Source organism: Aquiflexum sp., from assembly GCF_977115555.1.
The window spans coordinates 1-17584 of the sequence record NZ_CDSBKL010000008.1 but is presented as its reverse complement, the minus strand read 5'-3'; the positions used below and the strand labels follow the sequence as shown (position 1 = coordinate 17584).

At 40.8% G+C, this 17584-nt stretch carries 19 protein-coding genes; 5 read left to right on the top strand and 14 right to left on the bottom strand.

From position 1 onward, the window contains the following. Positions 1–33 precede the first annotated feature (33 nt). The 8 genes from ACZFYI_RS01170 to ACZFYI_RS01135 form a co-directional block, all read right to left on the bottom strand. On the bottom strand, positions 34–1029 hold the full coding sequence (locus ACZFYI_RS01170; RefSeq protein WP_462522288.1) for a phosphotriesterase family protein: 996 nt from the start codon (positions 1027–1029) through the stop codon (positions 34–36). Between the two features lie 37 nt (positions 1030–1066). Beyond that, positions 1067–2074 (bottom strand): ligase-associated DNA damage response exonuclease, encoded by a 1008-nt coding sequence (locus ACZFYI_RS01165; protein WP_462522287.1) that lies wholly within the window; start codon positions 2072–2074, stop codon positions 1067–1069. Between the two features lie 60 nt (positions 2075–2134). Continuing rightward, entirely contained in the window at positions 2135–2764 is a 630-nt protein-coding gene (locus ACZFYI_RS01160) for a flavin reductase family protein (RefSeq protein ID WP_462522286.1), read from the bottom strand. Next, on the bottom strand, positions 2761–3204 hold the full coding sequence (locus ACZFYI_RS01155) for a hypothetical protein (protein ID WP_462522285.1): 444 nt from the start codon (positions 3202–3204) through the stop codon (positions 2761–2763). The genes ACZFYI_RS01160 and ACZFYI_RS01155 overlap by 4 nt, the downstream gene beginning before the upstream one ends. Positions 3205–3224: 20 nt before the next feature. Continuing rightward, positions 3225–3488 (bottom strand): hypothetical protein, encoded by a 264-nt coding sequence (locus tag ACZFYI_RS01150; protein ID WP_462522299.1) that lies wholly within the window; start codon positions 3486–3488, stop codon positions 3225–3227. 79 nt (positions 3489–3567) lie between these two features. Beyond that, positions 3568–4254: an SDR family NAD(P)-dependent oxidoreductase gene (locus ACZFYI_RS01145; RefSeq protein WP_462522284.1), complete on the bottom strand. Its 687-nt coding sequence runs from the start codon at positions 4252–4254 to the stop codon at positions 3568–3570. 110 nt (positions 4255–4364) lie between these two features. Further along, the gene (gene folE / locus ACZFYI_RS01140; protein WP_462522283.1) at positions 4365–5063 is read right to left on the bottom strand and encodes a GTP cyclohydrolase I FolE; all 699 of its coding nucleotides are present in this window, start codon (positions 5061–5063) and stop codon (positions 4365–4367) included. After that, on the bottom strand, positions 5023–5433 hold the full coding sequence (locus tag ACZFYI_RS01135) for a 6-pyruvoyl trahydropterin synthase family protein (RefSeq protein ID WP_462522282.1): 411 nt from the start codon (positions 5431–5433) through the stop codon (positions 5023–5025). The genes folE and ACZFYI_RS01135 overlap by 41 nt, the downstream gene beginning before the upstream one ends. Positions 5434–5736: 303 nt before the next feature. On the opposite strand from ACZFYI_RS01135, the gene ACZFYI_RS01130 reads away from it, so the two are divergent. Then, entirely contained in the window at positions 5737–6447 is a 711-nt protein-coding gene (locus ACZFYI_RS01130) for a murein L,D-transpeptidase catalytic domain family protein (RefSeq protein WP_462522281.1), read from the top strand. Here the strand turns inward: ACZFYI_RS01130 and ACZFYI_RS01125 are convergent. The 4 genes from ACZFYI_RS01125 to ACZFYI_RS01110 are packed head-to-tail and all read right to left on the bottom strand — an operon-like array spanning position 6436 to position 11107. After that, a complete protein-coding gene (locus tag ACZFYI_RS01125) occupies positions 6436–8127 on the bottom strand; it encodes a L,D-transpeptidase family protein (RefSeq protein ID WP_462522280.1) in 1692 nt (563 codons plus the stop codon). The genes ACZFYI_RS01130 and ACZFYI_RS01125 overlap by 12 nt on opposite strands. Positions 8128–8162: 35 nt before the next feature. Next, positions 8163–9011, bottom strand: a complete 849-nt coding sequence (gene kdsA / locus ACZFYI_RS01120) for a 3-deoxy-8-phosphooctulonate synthase (RefSeq protein ID WP_462522279.1) — start codon at positions 9009–9011, stop codon at positions 8163–8165. Between the two features lies 1 nt (position 9012). Continuing rightward, positions 9013–9564, bottom strand: a complete 552-nt coding sequence (locus tag ACZFYI_RS01115) for a KdsC family phosphatase (RefSeq protein ID WP_462522278.1) — start codon at positions 9562–9564, stop codon at positions 9013–9015. A 1-nt stretch (position 9565) separates the two neighbouring features. Next, positions 9566–11107, bottom strand: a complete 1542-nt coding sequence (locus ACZFYI_RS01110; protein ID WP_462522277.1) for a GNAT family N-acetyltransferase — start codon at positions 11105–11107, stop codon at positions 9566–9568. 356 nt (positions 11108–11463) lie between these two features. Here ACZFYI_RS01110 and ACZFYI_RS01105 point away from each other — a divergent pair, with 356 nt between their 5' ends. The 4 genes from ACZFYI_RS01105 (at position 11464) to ACZFYI_RS01090 (ending at position 16352) form a co-directional block, all read left to right on the top strand. Continuing rightward, complete coding sequence (locus tag ACZFYI_RS01105; protein ID WP_462522276.1) at positions 11464–12363, top strand: hypothetical protein; 900 nt, start codon at positions 11464–11466, stop codon at positions 12361–12363. Positions 12364–12593: 230 nt separating this feature from the next. Next, a complete protein-coding gene (gene leuS, locus ACZFYI_RS01100) occupies positions 12594–15368 on the top strand; it encodes a leucine--tRNA ligase (protein ID WP_462522275.1) in 2775 nt (924 codons plus the stop codon). Positions 15369–15479: 111 nt separating this feature from the next. Then, complete coding sequence (locus ACZFYI_RS01095; RefSeq protein WP_462522274.1) at positions 15480–15800, top strand: hypothetical protein; 321 nt, start codon at positions 15480–15482, stop codon at positions 15798–15800. 27 nt (positions 15801–15827) lie between these two features. Further along, a complete protein-coding gene (locus tag ACZFYI_RS01090; RefSeq protein ID WP_462522273.1) occupies positions 15828–16352 on the top strand; it encodes an FKBP-type peptidyl-prolyl cis-trans isomerase in 525 nt (174 codons plus the stop codon). Positions 16353–16380: 28 nt separating this feature from the next. Here ACZFYI_RS01090 and ACZFYI_RS01085 read toward each other — a convergent pair whose 3' ends face one another. Together ACZFYI_RS01085 and ACZFYI_RS01080 are read right to left on the bottom strand one after the other, a co-directional pair. Beyond that, complete coding sequence (locus ACZFYI_RS01085; RefSeq protein WP_462522272.1) at positions 16381–17343, bottom strand: ABC transporter ATP-binding protein; 963 nt, start codon at positions 17341–17343, stop codon at positions 16381–16383. Continuing rightward, positions 17340–17584 (bottom strand): MmcQ/YjbR family DNA-binding protein (locus tag ACZFYI_RS01080; RefSeq protein ID WP_462522271.1); only part of this gene is annotated, 245 nt, incomplete at its 5' end. The genes ACZFYI_RS01085 and ACZFYI_RS01080, both read right to left, overlap by 4 nt.

Genomic DNA, 17584 nt, shown 5'->3' with positions numbered 1-17584 from the left:
TTTCTCCAGAAGCTAGATGGATTTTTAGCTGTTTTATAATTTAATCGAGAATGCCTTCGCAGGATTTTGGATCAACATCAAATCCAACTCGGTTTGGGTAAATCCCTTTTCCTTCAGTAAGGGGATTAATGCATCAAACAAAGCGGTAAATCCTTTAAAATCCCCACCATTTGCTTCACCGGGACTGTACCATCCGGCATCGTGTGACAGAAGGACATGGTCCAAAAGTCCATTTTCCTTGCAAAAAACAATCCTTTCCAAATGTCCTGGAACATCCCAAGCAATGCCATCCAAGCTGATCCAAACTCCTTCATTTTTTGCTTCCATGTATTTTTGAAAATTCTTTTCATTCTGAGCATGCACCCATACAAAATGATTGAGGTCTACTTTTTCATTTTTCAAAACTTGGATTTGGGCTTCGGCCGTTTCCCAGGTTCCTGTATGGGACACGATCAAAAGACCGGTTTCTTTTTGGGTCTTTGCGGCTGCCCTTACCAATTTTTCATCCATTTGTGAAAGTGAAGGCCCGCTGTTGACCGAGATTTTGATAAAGCCAGGCTTGATTCCGGTATCTTCGATTCCATTTTCAAATTCTGCAATCCACCTTTTGGATAGTTCTTCAGCAGATTCTGAGTAGGCATGGGAGGGGAGGTATTTACCCTCCACCGCGCTGTAATAACCTGTATTGGTTAGGAAATTGATTCCTGTTGCCTCGTGAAGTTTTTTCAAGAGGATAGGATCTTTGCCCAAGTAGGAAGGGGTACATTCGACCAAAGTGTTGACTCCCCTTGCTTTGATTTCTTCCAAAAAAGGCAAAACCCGCTGCACCACCGAATCCTTGTCCCAACGGTGATATCCCGTAGAATCTGCCCCGATAAAGTCCACCAAAATATGTTCATGGATCAAAGTCAGGCCCATCTCCTCGGGGGAAATCTCTCCTGATATGGTAAGGATTTTACCCTTATCCATCTTTTGAGGAGTACATGCAATTAGGATAAGCAAAAAGAAAACGGAAAAGAATTTTCTCATGGACATGAATTTTTCCCTTAAGATAAAAAAAGATAGGCTAAGAATCCTCCAAATTGCTGTTTTCTCCTTCAAACAAGGTCTTTAATTCGACTGCGTGGATTCTCTCCACTTCCTCCAGATACCTCCCACAAACCGCAGTACTGCCATGTGTCAGGTATACTTTTTCAGCTTCGGTGGCTTTGATGGCTGATATCAATCCCTCCCAATCTGCATGGTCGGATAGCACAAAACCTGCATCTGCGGCACGTCTTCGGCGCGCTCCCCGGATATTCATCCAGCCTGAGCAGATTCCTGTCTGGTAGGGAGAAAACTGTTTCATCCAAGGAGACCCCATTGCTGAAGGCGGCGCAATTATCATCGCTCCTTTAACCCTGCTTTTGGGAATTTCAGGAGTCATTTTTGGAACATTTATTACTTTAACCCCATTGGCAATCAAAGCCTGATTGGTATTCCAGATAGCTCCATGTGCAAAAATTTCCCCGATAGATAAATCCAAATTGTTGATGATTCGCTGAGCTTTTCCCAATGAATAAGCAAAAAGAACCGAGTTTCTACCCGAAGATGAATTTTGCTCCCACCAGCCATTGATCGCGGTGAAAATCTCTTTTTGGCTTTGCCATTTGTATATAGGCATACCAAAAGTACATTCAGACACAAATTCATGGCATTTGATGGCTTCAAAAGGCTGAGAAAGTCCATCGTCCTCCGTTTTGTAGTCTCCTGAAATGACGACGGTTTTTCCTTTGTATTCCAACCTGACTTGCGCCGAGCCCGGAATATGGCCTGCTGGATGTAGTGACAAAATCACCCCGTTGATATCCAAGCTTTCTCCATAGTCCAAAGTTTCAAGAGAAATCTCCTGACCCAGACGGAGTTTCATGACTTCAGAAGAATGGTGATGTGAAAGATAATGCTTCATACCCCATCGGGCATGATCAGAATGTGCGTGAGTGATGACTGCCTTGTCAACAGGTCGCCAAGGATCTATAAAAATATCTGCTTGAGGGCAATACAATCCAGAAGGTGTCAATTCAAGCAGGTTCATCTTTCTCTATTTGGTCATTACCTTCTTAAAAATACAATCCCCTTTACTTCCTTCCCTTTTCTAAATCTCCTCCAATTCTTTTCCGGGCTTTGGATAGCTCAATCTAGCGATTTTTTTCCCTACATGGTATTCATCCAAACCGGTGACTGTTACTGTCCCCAAGAGATTCAGATCAAGAGAACCATCTGATCGAAGGCCTTTTTCATCGACCCAAACATGTTCGATGGCTCCGATGAGAAGTTCAGTACCATTGACTTTTAAGGTTTGGGACTCTACAAAACTACAACCAAGTTTCACCTTACTTTTGGCAACAAAAGGTGCAAAAAAATCTCCGAGGTATTCTTCCTCTATTCCTGTGGCTTCAAATTCAGATCCGGAATACCTTGCCGCAGATTGGTGTGCTTTCCGGTAAAATTCTTCAGTGATGTGGTTGAGGGTGAAATATCCTGTTTCAAGAATATTTTCTAAAGTATGTCTTTCGACAGTATGCGGTCTAAACAATATCCCAACCAAAGGGGGTGTGGCTCCGATATGAAAAACCTGAGAAAAAGGAGAAAGATTGGAAATGCCTTTCAGGTTTTTCGTACCGATGAGATTTAGGCTTTTATATCCCGAAAGGCAGTTGATAAAATCCCTTCTAAAAGCCGATTCCGCCTCCATGATGGAAGCTTTATCGAAATGCTTCATCATATCAAAATCGCTTCTTCGATGGAATTGCAATATTTGATGTCCAACAAATGGATGATATTGTCAGGATTATTCTTCATAATCTGTTCTTTGGCAATCATGACCATTTTCTCAAACCATCTTTCCTCAGGCAGGATTTTTCGGTGCTGGTCAATTCCGAGCTCGAGCATTTTGTTTTTCCAGTTTAGAAAATACCATTCCATGCTTGGCTGGTGAAATGCCCTGAGTGATCTTTTGTCAAAAATGAATTTTTTGTATTTCCCTTTTTCAACAGTTTGGGTAATATGAAGAAAGGTTTTCTTGAAATCATCAATCGGTATATAGTCCGTCAAAAGTTCACATATAATAATTCCTTTTTCTTGATTGGCATATACCTTTGCATATTTTTCTTCAAACATCAGTTCAAAGTTATTTAGCTCTATGGCATTGGCAGTGATATTCATGATGGTGTCTGGGATTGAAATTAGTGAAACGACCGATTTTTCATGTTTTTACCATTTGTAACTTCTTCTTTAAAGCTACCTAGATTCTCTTCAAGACGTATGGCATATTCCAAGGTTGTCTTGATGAGCTCTTGTTGAGAATGAATCTGTTCCTTCAACCTTGAGAGCTCTCTGTTCATTTCTCGTAATTTAGACTCATACTCTTTCTCAAGCCTTTCCTTTTCTAGTCTGGCTTTTTCCAGTTCTTCCTTGAAAATCAAAAATGATTCTGGTGGAGTTCTCATAATATTTAATACTTTATACTTAGGGAGAATACCCAACTCTACTACAATAATTTGCACTAAATGTTTGAAATCTTTGAAATTACATGCCTTTGATTGAAGACATCCCGCCATCGAGGTGCAAAACCTGTCCTGTCATCCAGGATGCTTCATTGGAAAGCAGAAATACCGCAGCCCCTGCAATATCCTCTGGCTGACCATATCTCCCCAATGGGTGTCTTTTATTTGAAGCCTCTTTCTTATCATCATTTCCCAAAAGTGCTGAGGCCAAAGGCGTGTCTGTCAAAGAAGGTGCTACAACATTTACCCTGATTTTATTGGGCGCCCATTCTGCCGCAAGAGACTTTGCAAGCCCTTCGACTGCGCCTTTGGCGCTGGAAATAGAAGAATGAAACCCAAGCCCTACCTGCACAGCAACGGTGCTGAAGAGTACCACAGAAGCTGATTCGGACTTTTTTAGCCCCTTGAGGCACGTCTGCAATACTTTGACCGCTCCTAAAACATTGACTTCATAATCCTTTTGAAAATCTTCAATCGAAAATCTATGGAACGGCTTCAGATTGATAGTTCCCGGACAATAAACCAACCCATCAATTACCTCAGGAAGTCCTTCAATGGTTTCAAATTTGGCTGTGACATCAAGTCGCTCTGCACCTTCTCCCGAACGGTGGTATACAAAAATATTTGCCCCAACACTTTCAAGTTTTTCAGCGATTGACTTTCCGATACCGGAGTTGCCGCCGATGACCACAATGTTTTTATTATTCATAATTCCTTTTATTATAAAATCGTTTTGTGAAAAAAATGTTTGAAAATTTCAGGGTATAAAAAAACCGGGATCAAAGTCCCGGTTTAGTTTGGTTTAGTTTTCAATCTTTATCACTTCATGCTGATATATTTCATGAACTCATTTCTTGAATGTTCATCTTTTTCGAATTTTCCACTGTAAAATGAGGTGACAGTGGCGCTGTTCACGTCCTGAATCCCCCTGCTCGAGACGCACATGTGATGTGCATCAATAATAACCGCAATATCATCTGTTCCGAGCATCTCCTTCAATTCATTTCCGATCTGCATCGTCAATCTTTCCTGAACTTGTGGTCTTTTTGCAAAGTACTGCACGATTCGGTTGATTTTGGATAGCCCAATCACAGTACCATTGGATATATAAGCGACATGCGCTTTTCCGACTATCGGAACGAAATGGTGCTCACAATTGGAATAGAAGGTAATGTCCTTCTCTACCAACATTTCATTGTATTTATATTTATTTTCAAAAAGTTTGACGTTGGGTTTGTTCTTCGGATCAAGTCCACTGAAAATTTCTTTGATATACATTTTAGCCACTCTCTTAGGCGTTCCTTTGTGGCTATCATCTGTGAGGTCAAGACCCAAAACATGCATTATTTCTCTGAAATGCTTTTCTATTAGCTCCATTTTGAGCTCGTCATCCATCTCAAAAGCATCTTCTCTCAGTGGAGTATCGTGGGAAGTCCCGATATGTTCATCCCCCATTTCGTCATAAGATTGAGAAAGATTAATTCCCATCGTATTCAACAAAGTTTCTTTCTGTTTCATATAGTCGAATCGTTAAGTCGTATTTTGTGTCGATTTTATTTCTTAAAATATTCCAAATAACCACAGCAATGTTTTCCGCTGTTGGATTAAGATTTCTGAATTCATCTGTATCTAAGTTTAAATTTTTATGATCAAATTTATTTAGCACATGTGATTTGATTAAATCACTCAAGATCTTCATGTCATATACATAACCTGTACCGGGATCTATGGGACCTAATAATTTAACGATCAACTCGTAATTATGACCATGAAAATTGGGGTTGTTGCACTTTCCAAATACACGCTCATTTTCTTCTGCTGACCATTCAGGATTATGTAACCTGTGAGCTGCATTAAAATGCTCTTTTCTATATACTGCTACTTTCATTGTTATCCAAACAGGGGGAATTGAATTTTTGTTTAATATTTATTTAATTTCTTTAAACAAAAATTTTAAGCTATTGATTATCAGACAGGAATATCTATAATTTTTGCGAATATTTTCTATCTAAAATAAATCATGCATTTTAACATTTATCAGTATGGAAACAGTTCCAAATAATTACTTTTGAATTTAGTTTAAATTAAAGGTTGAAAATTATTTCAGCAATTGGGAATTTTATGGCACTTGAATTGCGTTTAGTACGTTAGACAATTTGACACGTAACCTCCAGACTTTCAAATAAATGTAATGCGGAAACTCACATTAGTTCTTATTCTATTGCTTGGTAGCTCTATTTCCACCTACTTCTTTGCCAACAGTTTTCCTTCTTCCATACTCAAAGATCTTTCTCTCGAGAATAATTTTATGGAGCTTGTCAACTCAAATTCTGCCAATTTGGACATGGTAATTCCGGAACGTGAGATTTTGTCCTACGGCATCAAAGGATATCTGAAATTAAAAGAAGAGGGGAAAATTTCCCCGGGCAAGCCACTTACTGTTATAGATTTCTCCTTGCCTTCCACTGCCAAAAGGATTTGGATTATTGATATGGAAGATGGTTTGATCCTACATCATGGGTTCGTCTCGCATGGGAGAAATTCTGGCGAACTGATGGCACAAAAATTTTCTAATGTAAATTCCTCCTATATGAGCAGTCTTGGATTTTACCTGACAGGGGAAACTTACCAAGGCAAACATGGATACTCCCTGAGGCTGGATGGTCTCGAAAAAGGATTTAATGACAATGCAAGGGAGCGTGCCATCGTCATTCATGGCGCGGATTATGCCCGCGAAAATTTCATCAAACAAACAGGAAGGTTGGGCAGAAGTTTGGGTTGTCCTGCATTACCTGATGAAATTGCAAATGAGGTTATTGACATGATCAAAGAGCAATCTCTTCTTTTTATTTATGGCAAAGACAAAGAGTATCTAGGCAAATCAGAATTTTTAAATGCCTGATTTTTTTGTCCTGGGTTCTTTAAGAGCTGTAAAGATTTCCCCATCTCTATCGTAGATATCATTTCTAAAAAATAGGTTTCCCCGAGAATCCGACCAATAAGTAAGGTAAATGATGGCTACAGGAATTTTCCTGTTAAGATTTACTGTCTGCTCTTTGGTCTGGTGCATGGCGGCGTTAATTTTTTCATCTGTCCAGGTAGGATCATGGGAAAGTAAAATCTTCGCAAAATCAAAAGGCCGTTGGATCCTGATACAACCATGACTCAATGCCCTATCCTCTCTTTCAAAAAGACTTCTCGAAGGTGTATCGTGGATATAAACACTATTAACATTTGGAAACATAAACTTGACAAGACCCAAAGAATTTCGCTCTCCGGGTTTTTGTCTGACTGTGTAGGGAAAAGTCCTGGCACTGACCTTGCCCCAATCTATGGAAGCCGGATCTACAGTTTTTCCCGATGAATTCAACAGTTCCATATTATTTTTGGAAAGGTAAGCAGGATCCTTTTTCATTTTAGGAAAAAGCTCATTTCGGGTGATGGATGTAGGAACTGTCCACGTAGGGCTGAAAACAATGTAAGACATCAGCGCACTGAACTGGGGAGTCGAATGGTAGCTCTTCCCTACAATCACCTTGGAAGTCATTACCGTATCCAATTTTTGAATAAAATCAAGCTGAAAATTTGCCGTGTTGACCAAGATCAATTCAATGTCCTTGACGGTATCAGGAAGCCACCTTAACCTCTCCAGATTGACTGAGGCAGTGGCAATTAAATCCAATGGTTTCTGGTTGAGTGCCTTGATTGTCCCCTGACCAATCACTCCGTCTGGCTCCAAACCAAATCTTTTTTGGATCTTTTTGATCCCATCCACCATCAGGCTGTCATAGGATTTTTCTTCAATAGGCTGATAAAGTTTCAGAAATCCCCAAAAATAAAGCCTGTCCCTTATTTCAGGCAATTGGTTATGGGAGTCTCCAGGTTTGATTGATTTGTCTATTTTGAGATTTTTCCAATCGGCAACCGGCTCACTCTCAAATCTTTTTTGCTCGTCAAACAATAGCCTCAACCCATCCTTCATTTTCTTATAAATAGAAAAGGCGGGGTAATATCCCTCAATAGTTGCTCTTAGGCTGCCGGACCGGATAGCAGCACTAAGCTTCCTGTCAATCATGAGTTCAGGTACATTCCGCTGAATACTCCATGTTGTTTTGAGGCTTTCCGGATCTACCTTTCCCAAAAAAAGATGTGAAGAAAGCATGATAAAGGCATCTGTCAGCAGTACATCTACAGCCGCCAATTCATTTGAAGTCAATAATTTACCATCCTTTTTTGCTACTTCATATTTTTCAAAAAAAGCATTGATGGCCTCAAGGTGATAATCACGAGGATTCAAGCCATCAAACTTAGCTTGGCCGATTTCATAGCGCATTTCATAGGCAATTTCCGGAAGTCTTTGTTCCTTAACCCATGCCGGTGCAAAATTCCTTTCCCCATAAAACCTATGGATCACAACAGTACTGAAAAGCTCATTTTCTACTACTGTGGGTTTTTCCTCAGGGCTGCTGGTCTCCAAATACCTCCGGATAAATGAATCTATACTATTCTCTTCTGGGGCTTGTTGCGCAAAAAGAGCCATTTGGAATATGCTCAAAAAGAATACTAAAATAATTCTTCTCATCTTATTGGGATTTGGGATTCGGGGAAAATTAACTCTTATTTTAATGAAAAATCCTGAAACTTTTGACCGAGTTCCCAAACCTCCTTCAGCATGGTCAGAAAATCCTTCATCCTATTCAAGGGAATCAGATTAGGGCCATCGCTTAGTGCTTTGGCAGGATAGGGATGAGTTTCTATGAAGAACCCGTCAACACCTGTAGCAGCGGCAGCTCTAGCCAAATAAGGAGCAAACTCCCTTTGTCCACCACTCTTACCTCCCATTCCTCCAGGCTGCTGCACACTGTGGGTAATGTCAAATACCACCGGTGCAAATTGCCTCATGATCGGAAGTGCCCGCATATCCACCACGAGATTATGGTAACCCAAAGAAAACCCCCGCTCTGTAAGACATACATTTTCATTCCCTGTTGACCGGACCTTGGAGACTGCATACTGCATGTCTTCAGGAGCCATATACTGACCTCTTTTGATTTTTACAGCTTTTCCTGTTAGACCAGCTGCAAGCAATAAATCAGTCTGCCTACAAAGAAAAGCAGGAATCTGTAGCACATCCACCACTTCAGAAACTTCTGCTGCCTGATAGCTTTCATGGATGTCAGTGACCAAAGGAACTTCAAGTGTTTTACCCACTCTTTGGAGTATTTCCAATGATTTATCCATCCCAATACTTCTGAATGAAGAGAAAGATGTCCGGTTAGCCTTATCGAATGAAGCTTTAAAAACATATGAAAATCCAAGTTTATCAGCATATTCTTTGATAGAACTCCCTATTTCGATGCAGATATCAAAACTTTCAACTGCACAAGGCCCTGCAAATAAAACAGGCCTACCTGTTCCCAAAACTACCCCATCGACAATTTTCATTGGTTGGGTAAACTTGTTCATATTATTGGTTGAGATATTTGTCTATGATGTCAGACAAAAGTCCTTTTGATTGTAAAATTGAATCTGCCACTTCTCTGAAAACTCCCTGCCCGCCATTAAGTGAGGAAATAAAATCTACATGCGCACTGATATATGGAAGGGCATCTGCGGGACAAGCTGAGAACCCGACTTTTTGGATAAGGGGCAAATCAATGAGGTCGTCTCCGATAAAGGCAACTTCGTTGATCTGTATTTCCAATACTTCAAGGATCTCCACTAATTTTTGGGCTTTGTCACGCACACCATGGTAGTGAAAATCAAAGTTAAGTTCCTCACACCTGTTTTCTACCACTTTGGAATTTCTACCGGTAATTGCCCCTACAAGAATCCCGTTTTTACGGAGCTGTGATACAATAAAGCCATCTTTGACATTAAAGCGCTTGTATTCCAAACCATTGTCATCGAAGATGATTCCGCCATCAGTCAACACTCCATCCACATCAGTGATGAGCAATTTGATTTTTTCTGCCTTAAATGAGATTTCCTCGGTTATTCCTGAAAGGTACTTTTGCATTTTATTTCTTTTTCTTCCACTGGATAGAATATAAGTCAAGTCTTCTTTGGTCGAGGTTTCTTACACTTCCTGCTTTCCTCTGCTTGGTCAAAAGGTCCAGATCAACGTCAGCAACGATAGTCGTTTCAGCATTTTCTGAAGCTTGGGCCACTGTAGCATCGTGTGGAAAGGAAAAATCAGAAGGGGAATATATTGCCGCCTGGGAATATTGGATATCCATATTTTCCACCCTGGGAAGGTTTCCTACTGAACCTGTAATGGCTACATAGCATTCATTTTCTACCGCTCTAGCTTTCGCACAGGTATTGACACGGAGGTATGCATTTTTGGTATCTGTCCAGAAAGGCACAAAGAGAATATCCATTTCCTGTTCGGCCAATATTCTTCCTAACTCAGGAAACTCCACATCATAACAGATCAAAATCCCGATCTTGCCTGCATCAGTATCAAAAACTTTGATACCGTTACCTCCTTGAAGACCCCAATATGCCTGCTCATCCGGTGTGATGTGTAGCTTGTACTGTTTGTCGGTAGTTCCATCTCTCCGGCAGAGATAGCTCACATTCCTAAGCTTCTTCCCATCATATTCCGGCATGCTTCCTGCAATGATATTCACATTGTAAGAAAGTGCGAGATCCCTCATCCTGCTGATGATTTCGTCTGTGTAATCTGCAACATTCCGGATTGCCTCAGAGGCATCCATGTCATTGAATTCTGCCAAAAGAGGCGCATTGAAAAATTCAGGAAAGAGACAAAAATCTGACTTATAGCCTGAAATGGTATCCACAAAAAACTCTACCTGCTGCATCAGGTCATCTACGTTGTTGAAGCGACGCATTTTCCATTGTACCAATCCCAAGCGGACAATTGATTTTTTGTTGCCTATAAGCTTTTCATCCTTTTCATAGTAGATATTGATCCATTCCAAAAGTGTGGCATAGGCTCTTGAATCGGTATCTTCGGGAAGGTATTTGGTGATCACTTTCCTTACGTGAAATTCATTGGCCAGCTGGAAAGAAAGTACAGGATCAAAAATTTCTTTGCTCTTCACCAAGTCAATGTATTTTCTTGGTGTCATCTGATCAGCATATTTGGAGTATCCGGGAATCCTTCCTCCGGCAATGATGGATCTCAGGTTCAGGTTTTCGCAAAGCTCTTTTCTGGCATCATAGAGCCTCCTTCCCAATCGCATTCCCCTGTATTCCTGATGGACAAAAACATCAGTTCCATATAGGGTATCTCCGTCGTTGTCATGTGTATCAAATTTGCCAAAACCTGTAATCTGATCATAGGTATGGTTGTCTCCGAATTTGGTATAATCGACCACCAAACTTAGGGCTGCGGCGACCACTTTTCCATTATCTTCTATACAAATCTGACCTTCGGGAAATGCCTTGATCTGGTTTTTTAATTCCTGTCTGGTCCAAGCCCCGCCCTGGTCTTTATATATGGTAACCATGATTTCACGAATGTCATCATAGTCTGACAATTTGATATTACGTAGCTTCAGTCGGTGCTCTAATTCTTCTTTTTGCTTACTCATGGCACAAAATTAACCAAAAATACCTCATAAATTTTAAATTCATTTGTATCAGATTTTCAAGTGAAAACTTACCAAATGGATCATTCACTTTCACACCAAAATCATTTTTAAGGGGACTAAGATATTTTTTGTGTGAATAACAAGAAACAATCCTTCAAAGACCGCTTTTACTCCATTTTCGATTTACCGATTAACAGTCTAATCCACAGGTCATACCTTTAAATTTTTTATTGAATTATTGATTCTTTTTATATTTATTTACGTACCAAAAATCAAAATCTCGCATTCAATATCACCCACCGGTATTTTATTTTCATAAAATGAGAAATCTAGTTTTATTTTTTCTTTTTTCAATAATGACGTTTGAAGCTTCCTCGCAAAGCTTTAATAGGTACAGATTTAATGCTCCATGGTCAGTGGCTGTAGCTGCCGGGCCAACCCAATATTTTGGGGAATTATATTCACTATGGAAGTACAATGAAGGGATCCAACCCGATTGGAATGTCAACTTTGCTGTGAGAAGAACATTGGGGACATACATCAGGGGCAGGGCAGAGTTTACCTATTATCAGATATCAGGACAAGATCCTCCTGCTGACCCGAGGAGTTTTCGCGAACCTAGAAACCTGCACTTTAGGGCAAGAAACTGGGAGGCAAGTGTGGTAGGCGAATTCCACCTAAAGCCGGTCAAAGTCTACAACATTACAAGAAGCTTTATTAACTTTTATGGTTTTGCAGGTGTAGGTGTGTCAAGCAATGATCCACAGGCGGAGTTGAACGGTACATGGGTAGCCCTTCGCCCACTTCAATTGGAAAATAATCCATATAGCAAACACATCATGGTTTTTCCAACGGGAATCGGGATGAAGTACAAATTGAATGTATACACTGACCTTACCTTTGAAATGAACTATAGGTGGACCCTCACAGATTACTTGGATGATGTTAGCGCTTACAACATCAAGGAATTTTACCAAGATCTGGTCACCGACTACGGTGTGAACGGAGATGGCCCGAGACCGGATAGGTTAAGACTTGCCGTCCGAAATCCAGCCTTCTACAAAGACAACGGCGAACCCGATGTACAAAAAATCCTTGATAACGGAGGAAGAATCCGCCGAGGTTCAGGTTTGGATGAGCGGTTCGACGGTTTTTTGTCAATAAATGTGGGACTAGAGATTTATCTATCGTCAGATATTTGGGATAACTGGATTTTCAGAAATAGGGTAAATGAAAAGAGCTTCAGGTTCTGGTAAAATCAAAGATTTGAGATTTGAGATTTGAGATTTGAGATTTTTAAAGAAATAAATGCAAATCTTAAAATTCATCCATCAGGAGTAAAGACTAATATCCAAAGTAAGTAAATGGATTTTGGATAGTTTCATCTAGACTTATACATCAAAGCAAATAAGGGAATGTCAGCCTATTCCCGTGATTTTTTCTATTTTTGCAAGCAATTCTTAAAAAGCAACGCAATTATTCAATAATGGCTGATTATAATTTTCAGGAAACAGAAAAAAAGTGGCAAACATACTGGGAGCAAAACCAGATTTTCAATGCCAAAGTAGATCACTCCAAACCCAAGTTTTATTCTTTAGACATGTTTCCTTATCCTTCCGGAGCTGGATTACATGTGGGTCATCCGCTTGGGTATATCGCCTCTGACATCATCACAAGGTATAAAAGATTACAGGGATACAATGTCCTGCACCCCATGGGCTATGACTCTTTTGGACTTCCTGCTGAGCAATATGCGATCCAGACAGGACAACATCCTGCCATTACCACTGAGGAAAATATACAGCGATATACCGAACAGCTCAAGAACATCGGATTCGCTTTTGATTGGGACAAGGAAGTCAGAACTTCTGACCCTAGCTACTATAGGTGGACTCAGTGGATTTTTATGCAGCTGTTCGACAGCTATTATGATAAGGATGAAAACAAAGCCAAGAGTATTGCCTCTTTGGTAGAAAAGTTTTCAGCCAAGGGTAATGCGAGTATCAATGCGGTTTCCGATGAAGATGCCCCGGAGTTTTCCGCGGAAGCATGGAACGGTTTCAGCGAAAAAGAACAACAGGAAATATTGTTAAAATACCGCTTGACTTTTTTGGCAGAAACTACCGTCAACTGGTGTGCGGCTTTGGGAACGGTGCTTTCCAATGATGAGGTGAAAGACGGCTTCTCTGAAAGAGGAGGCTATCCCGTAGAGCGAAAGAAAATGATGCAGTGGAGCATGAGAATCACCGCATATGCCGACAGGTTGCTCCAAGGATTGGAAACAGTGGAATGGTCTGAACCCATCAAAGAAATGCAACGCAATTGGATCGGCAAATCCATCGGTGCTGAGATGGTTTTTCAGGTCAAAGGCCAGGACAAACTGATCAAAGTATTTACAACGAGGGTAGATACGATCTATGGTGTGACCTATTTGGCCTTGGCTCCAGAGCATGATTATGTCAGCGAACTGATCACTGAAGACCAAAGAATAACCGCAGAAGCTTATATCGAGACTGCCAAAAACCGATCAGAAAGAGACCGGATGTCAGATGTCAAAACCATCTCCGGTGCTTTTACAGGATCATATGCCATCAATCCATTCAACGGGGAGGAAATCCAGATCTGGGTTGCCGACTATGTATTGGCGGGATATGGTACAGGGGCCGTGATGGCCGTACCGGCGCACGATGAGCGGGATTACAACTTTGCAAAACACTTTGGATTGGAAATCCGACAAGTGATTGAAGGAAGCATGGAAAACGGTTCTTTTCCGGGAAAAGGGGGAACAATCATCAATTCAGGTTTCATCTCCAACATGGAAATGAAAGATGCAATGAACAAGGCAATCGAATTTTTGGAAGAAAAGAAAATCGGAAAAGGTAAAATCCAATACAGGATGCGGGATGCAATTTTTACCCGTCAAAGATATTGGGGAGAGCCGCTTCCTGTCTATTTCAAAGACGGTCTGCCTTACCTGATGGAAGAAAAAGACCTGCCTTTGGTTTTGCCTGAGGTGGATAAATATTTGCCTACCGAAGATGGCGAACCACCGCTCGGAAGGGCGAAAGAATGGACTTATAAAACCACTGAAGGTGAATTTCCTTTGGAAATGAGCACCATGCCGGGATGGGCAGGTTCAAGCTGGTATTTCTTCCGTTACATGGATCCAAGAAATACTGAAAAGTTTGTCTCCAAAGAAAAGGAAAACTATTGGGGTTCGGTAGATCTATATATTGGAGGTGCCGAGCACGCTACAGGACACTTACTCTATTCGAGGTTTTGGACCAAATTCCTGTATGATATCGGAGCGGTAAGTATCGAGGAACCTTTCCAAAAGATGATCAATCAGGGAATGATTCAGGGGAGGTCTAATTTTGTTTATAGAGTCAAAGGCACAAATACTTTTGTCAGCCATGGCTTGAAGGAGCAATATGAAACTTCAGCCATGCATGTTGATGTAAATATTGTCAACAATGACCAATTGAACATCGAGAAATTCAAAGCTTGGAGACCGGATTTGGCGGATGCTGAATTTGTCTTGGAAGACGGGAAATACATCTGCGGTGCGGAGGTGGAAAAAATGTCCAAGTCCAAATACAACGTGGTCAATCCTGACGACATCATCGAAAGATATGGTGCCGACACGCTGAGATTGTATGAAATGTTCCTTGGGCCCTTGGAGCAATTCAAGCCTTGGAATACCAACGGCATAGATGGGGTGTCCAAATTCCTCAAAAAACTTTGGAGACTTTATCAAGATCCCAACGGGGAATTCAAAGTTTCTGAAGAGAAAGCAAACAAAGAAGAACTCAAAACCCTTCACAAAACCATCAAAAAGACGCAGGAGGATTTGGAAAATTATTCCTTCAATACTTCGGTAGCTTCCTTTATGATCTGTGTAAATGAGCTCTCTGCCTTGAAATGCAACAAAAGAGAAATCCTTGAACCTTTGGCTGTCATCGTTTCTCCTTATGCGCCACATATCGCAGAGGAACTTTGGTCCCTATTAGGTCATCAAGAGTCGATCATATTTGCTTCTTTCCCTGAATTCAAAGAGGAGTTTTTGGTAGAAAACAGCCACGAATATCCCGTTTCCATCAATGGTAAAATGCGGGCAAAGTTATTGCTCCCACTTTCATTGACAAAAGAAGAAATCGAAGAGGCTGCTCTAAAAGACGAAACAGTTCTGAAATGGACCGAAGGAATTGCTCCCAAAAAGGTTATCGTGGTTCCAGGTAAGATTGTGAATATTGTGATTTGAAAGGGTTGGAAAATTGGAAGATTTGAAAATTGAAAAATTAAAAGGTTGGAAGGTTATCAGGTTATTAGGTTTCCAATTGCCAATAACTCAATAACCATTAACTATTTCCCCATGAACCGCTTCTTCATCGCTTTTGCAGCCATCATCTCCTCAGGAATATTTACTTATTCTTATTGGAGAGAGTGGATAGGTTACAAATTGCTTGGAGAAGAATTGGTGCTGCAGCCTGTAGAAAAAACAGAGGTCCCCTACTTTCATGCTTCCGAGGAAATTTATCTGAAGGTCTTGTTGGTATTCGGATTGGTTTTTGGCCTGATATTCATCACATCGATCGTCATGACTTACAAACAAAAATGGGGTTGGGTGTTTGGATGTTTCGTTCTCAGCATGCTCAGCATATTGGCAGTCATGATCAACGGCGCCATCAAATAAAAATATTTTGACATCAATTCATTCATCATGGAAATAGTAAAAAATGCAGTAGTTGGACTGACCTACGAACTTAAAGTCAGCAAAGAAGAAGACGAAATCGAATCTGTGCCATTCAGTGTGGAGGTCAGGGACAATGAAGATCCATTTTACTTTATATTCGGATTCAGTGGATTGCCGGAGAAGTTTGAAGAACTTTTGGCAGGGAAATCCCAAGGTGAAAGTTTCAATTTTACCATACCTGCATTAGATGCGTATGGCGAACCAGATGATGAAATGATCATGGCTTTACCGAAAGCACAATTTTCTGCTGAGGCAGGATTTGAACCGGAAATGCTGGAAGAAGGCAATTTCCTTCCACTGGTAGATGAAAACGGCTATCCGATGCAAGCCAAAGTGCTGAAAGATTTGGGTGAAGAGATTTTGTTGGATTTCAACCATCCTTTAGTGGGTTTTGACCTGCACTTTGATGGGGAGGTTTTTGAAGTACGGGAAGCAACTCCAGAGGAACTTGACCACGGCCACGTTCACGGAGACCACGGACATCAGCATTGAGTTTAATGATTAAACCTTTTCCAAGGTCCTAAACTTTGGAAAAGGTTATTTCCTTCCACTCCTCCCACTTCAAAAACACTTTTTCACCTTTTTCAAAAATCCTCTTTTTATCTTCCACTTTCCACACAGTGCCATCAGGTAGTTTGACCATCAATTGGTTGTAATGTACCAAGTAGAGGTTTTCGATGATTTTGGCTGGAATGCCACTGGTTTTGAAAAGGTGGATATCTGAAGGCCGGATATAAGTTTTTTCTTTATTTGGAATTGGATTCAAATGGCTGAAAAGCTTTGCTGCGTACAGGTTTTTTGGTTTGGAAAAAATCTCCTCGGGATGTCCTTTTTGAATCAGTTTTCCCTTCTGCATGATCACTAAGTCATTGGTCATCTGCAAGGCGTCGTCTAGGTCATGGGTAACAAAAAGCACGGTAACACCAAGATTCAAGAACATGCTTTTTAGTTCACCGATCAACTCCCTACGCTGAATGGTATCCAAACTCGAAAATGGTTCATCCAACAACAATACCTGAGGTTCCACACTCAATGCCCTTCCGATCGCAACTTTTTGTTGCTGTCCACCGGAGAGATGTCTGGGGAATTTGTCCCTGAAGGCTTTCAACCCCAACAACTCCAACAGCATTTCCAATCTGCTTTCCTTGTATTTTCTGTCAAAAAGTAGCAAAGGCCTCAAGATATTCTCCTCGACAGTTGATTTGGGATAAAGGTGGTAATCCTGATAAACGAGTTGGATTTCGTCAATTCCGGGAACCAGCTGTTCCTTGGGATTTTGGATTCTGGTTCCGTCCAGATAAACCTCTCCTTCATTCCTGCTTTCCAATCCGGCGATAATCCTAAGCAAAGTACTTTTGCCTGAACCGCTTTCTCCAACCAAGGATATGATCTGTCCTTTTGGAATATCGAGGGAAAAGTTTTTGATGACAGGAATTCCTTCCTGAAAGCTTTTTTGAATGGAATCAATTTTGAGGTAGCTCATAAATCAGAAAAGCTTTCTTTGATTTTTTTTGGTAGGCTATTAAAAATCAGGTCGTAAGAATGGTCCACCAATTCCAAAACCAACTTATCTGAAACCGATCCATCAAATTTCACGGTATTCCAATGTTTTTTGTTCATATGGTACCCAGGCACAATTCCGGGGTATTGTTCTCTGAGTTCAACAGCCCTTTCAGGATCACATTTGAGGTTGACACTTTCAAAAAGTTCAATGTCAATAATAG